A 3,068-nucleotide genomic window follows, 5' to 3' on the forward strand; every position below is an offset into this window, starting at 1 on the left:
TTCGGGCCGGATCACCCGGAACAGGGTGGCCACGGCGGCCCGCGTCCGTTCATCCGGGAGGGTGGGTTCTTGCCCCGGGTCCTTTACGGGAGGGGTGACAGTGATGCCGGTCCCTCGACCACCGGAGGCCGGGCGGGGGACAGCCGGTTCGGGCTGCGGGGTGTCGAAGACGTGGGCCTCGGACCGGACCGTTCCGTCGGCCATCCGGACCGTGTCGACCCGGTAGTACCCGGCGTCCTTCAGTTCTTTGAGTGCCCGCCGGACGGCGCCCCGCCCCTGCGGACTGCTGTCCGCCATCTGCCGCCCGTCCTCCCGCCACCCGTCGGGACGGGAGAGGAGGTCGGCGAGGAGGCCACGAGCGGTGTAACTCAGCCGCCGGTCCTGCAACAGGCCGTTCGGAAGCACGGTGAATGCGCGCACGTGCGCGCTACGATGAATCTGCATCTGGAGTCCTGCTCCTGGTGCCCGACCCCGGGGTGTGTCACCACCGCCGGGGTCTCCTATGTTCTGTTGATGATGCGGAAAGTAGCACAACGACTACACGGAGTGCGAGTCATTCGTGTGAGGCCCGGGCCCCGCAGCAAGTACGCCCCCCACCGTTGCGTGGGAAGACGGTCCCGCCGACTTCCCACGCATCCCGTCCCACCCGGCGGCCTCGGGCCCCACCCCCGCCCATCGGCACGGGGGGCGGGGGTGGAGCGCGATACTCAAGGACGAGTGCGTTCGATCGCCTCGAAGATGTCCGCATCGGTCTCCTGCTGCCACGACGGCAGATCGACCCAGTCGGCGACATAGCCCGGCTTCGGATTCTCGATGTGCTTGTGGATCTGAGCGATCCAACACGTCGCGACGAATCGGCCTTTCTGCTCCCGGGTGAGCTTTGACGTGTTGCCGCCGCTCACGATGATGAAGTCACGGACCTGGCCGAAGACGGCGGCGGCGCACTCCCGCTCCCACTCGGGAGTCTCGTCCCATGCGGCGACATAGCCTGCTTTCGGCTCGCCCGGATAGTGCTTCGACACACCGGCGATCCACGCTTCGCGGAAGATTTGCCCGTCGGACGGCATGAATTGCTCCTTCGTCAGGCGACGTTGTCAAGCGCCGAAATCTGCTGGTACAGGGCTGAGGCGCGACTATCGGCCGCGAGCGGAACGAGGCGGCTCCTGACTGCCTGCAACTTCCTGCCGATGTAGCCCGAGCCGGTCTGGTCGACCAACTCCAGAGCAGCGTGAGTGTAATGACTCGCCTGATCCAGATCACCGCGCTCGACGCTCAGCGCGGCCAACTCCGCGACCACCGCGCCTCTGCGACGCAGCGAGAGCCGCTGGGAGAGCGCGGATGTCAGTGCCTGCTCCGCCAGATCCGGGCGGCCGAGTGCGAGATAGCAGGTGCCGCGTTCCTCGGCGAGACGTGAACCATCGAACCGAAGCCAACCGCCATTGTGCAGGTGGCCGGACAGATCGTGTACCTGCTCGGCGGCGCCCAGTGCTCGTTCGGTTGCTTCAAGGTCGCCGAGGCCTGCAAATGCCTCCGCCTGGACCGCCGCGACCCAGTACCGGGTTGAGAGCTGGCTGTCTCCTCGTTCTGCGACCTGAGAGGCCACTGCCAGAATCGGAGTCGCGACAGCGAAACGGTGTTCGTAGACTTCCACGAAGGCGTGCCGCGTCAGTGCACAAGCCCACAGGTCGAAAGCGCTGGCTTCCCTGGCTGCGCTGGCGGCGAGTGTGTAGCACTGCGCCGCGTCGGTGTAGCGGTTGGCGTCGAAGAAGATCTCACCCGCGAGCTGATACAGATCTCCCACCAGCGCACAGAGCTGCTGGCGCGAGGCATCGCTCTGGCTTTCCCCCAGCCCCTTCGCCAGGAGAGCCAGTTGGTGCTTGACCATCGGGTACACGACCTGCTTGGAGTCGGAGAGCCCGAACAGCTTCCAGAGGTGCGTGTTCAGTTCCGGCCCGACTTCTGTCAGGGACGTGGCCACGCCGGATCGGGGCGAGGGCCTTTCGGTATCGGGCAGGGCGATGAGCGCTCCGGTCACGGCGAGCAGACTCAGGACGTCGCGGCGCTTCATGTCGTCAGTATCACCAAGGGGTGGGGCAGCGGCGTAGACCACCGAACGGTCAGGGGCTGTCACCTCTGGTGCGAGGAGGTCCGCCAGGCTCTCGGGGGTGACCCTGAGGACCTTTGCCATCTTGGGGTGTACGAACCCCTGGGGATTGGTCGCGCCGGCCTCCCAGCGGGTGACCGTGGAGACTGCCACTCCCAGTTCGGCGGCGAATGCCTCCTGACTGTAGCCCAGTGCCTTTCGGCGCTGCGCGAGTCGCTTCCTCCTCGGAGTCACAATCGCCCCCGCTCGGTTCGAAGGGCCCCAGGTCAGGCGGGGTAGTGCGTCGATTATGCCTGAAAGGTGCTCATCTTCCGCTCTGGTTCGGGGCAACTCCCGGACCGTTCAATGGATGCAGCTACCCCTGGCTTCGCCTTCTCGTCAGGCGGCCACGAGCTCATGACCACCTGTTCCGCCTCTTCGAGGTGCCCCATGCTCACTTCTCATCGCCCCCGCATGTTCGTCGCGCGCCTCGACTCCCGTATCGAGTCCACGCCGCTGGCCCGGTACTTGCTCCGGGCGTACCTCTCCGCCCTCCCCGCCGGGGACCGGTACTCGGACACCGCCGAACTGTTGCTCGGCGAGTTGTTCGCCAACGCCGTCCAGCACTCCGACGCCCCCGACGACTGTCACATCGAGGTCCGCTTCACCGTCACCGGCTCCCGTCTGCGGCTCGAAGTCCACGACGCCGGCACCGACCACCCCACCCTCCACTCCCCGACCCCCGACGACGAACACGGCCGAGGCCTGCTCCTCGTCAACGAACTCGCCGAACGCTGGGGCAGCGCCAACCGCCCCGGCGGCATCGGCAAGTACGTCTGGGCCCTCGTCGCCCCCGCCCCCGGCCCCGCCCTCGTCACCGCCTGAAAGCACCAGAACCCCCCATGCACCTCACCACCCTCGCCGGCCACGCCCTCTCCCGCGGCCGCACCCCCGCCGACACCTACGCCCTCCTCGCCCGCCGCAC

Annotated in this window: 3 protein-coding genes and 2 pseudogenes; 1 reads left to right on the forward strand and 4 read right to left on the reverse strand. The window is 67.4% G+C overall.

Going from position 1 to position 3,068, the window contains the following annotated elements:
* The 4 genes and pseudogenes from ACFWJ4_RS41315 to ACFWJ4_RS41330 form a co-directional block, all read right to left on the reverse strand.
* A pseudogene (locus tag ACFWJ4_RS41315) lies at positions 1–444 on the reverse strand (hypothetical protein); the annotation flags it as partial.
* A gap of 263 nt (positions 445–707) precedes the next feature.
* A complete protein-coding gene (locus ACFWJ4_RS41320) occupies positions 708–1,067 on the reverse strand; it encodes a hypothetical protein (protein ID WP_380554561.1) in 360 nt (119 codons plus the stop codon).
* A gap of 14 nt (positions 1,068–1,081) precedes the next feature.
* A complete protein-coding gene (locus tag ACFWJ4_RS41325) occupies positions 1,082–2,068 on the reverse strand; it encodes a transcriptional regulator (protein WP_359908579.1) in 987 nt (328 codons plus the stop codon).
* A gap of 87 nt (positions 2,069–2,155) precedes the next feature.
* Positions 2,156–2,338 (reverse strand): annotated as a pseudogene (locus ACFWJ4_RS41330) (helix-turn-helix domain-containing protein); the annotation flags it as partial.
* Between the two features lie 195 nt (positions 2,339–2,533).
* Here ACFWJ4_RS41330 and ACFWJ4_RS41335 point away from each other — a divergent pair.
* Positions 2,534–2,968 carry an ATP-binding protein gene (locus tag ACFWJ4_RS41335; RefSeq protein ID WP_380554564.1) on the forward strand — a complete coding sequence of 145 codons (435 nt, stop codon included), beginning with the start codon at positions 2,534–2,536 and terminating at the stop codon, positions 2,966–2,968.
* The last annotated feature ends 100 nt before the right edge of the window (positions 2,969–3,068 follow it).

The organism is Kitasatospora sp. NPDC127067, assembly GCF_042724755.1.
In the GTDB taxonomy this organism is placed as follows: Bacteria; Actinomycetota; Actinomycetes; order Streptomycetales; family Streptomycetaceae; genus Kitasatospora; species Kitasatospora lactacystinica.

Coding starts and splice junctions, on each gene's coding strand:
- ACFWJ4_RS41320 (WP_380554561.1), bottom strand. CDS start 1,067: ATGCCGTCCGACGGGCAAATCTTCCGCGAAGCGTGGATCGCCGGTGTG.
- ACFWJ4_RS41325 (WP_359908579.1), bottom strand. CDS start 2,068: ATGAAGCGCCGCGACGTCCTGAGTCTGCTCGCCGTGACCGGAGCGCTC.
- ACFWJ4_RS41335 (WP_380554564.1), top strand. CDS start 2,534: ATGCTCACTTCTCATCGCCCCCGCATGTTCGTCGCGCGCCTCGACTCC.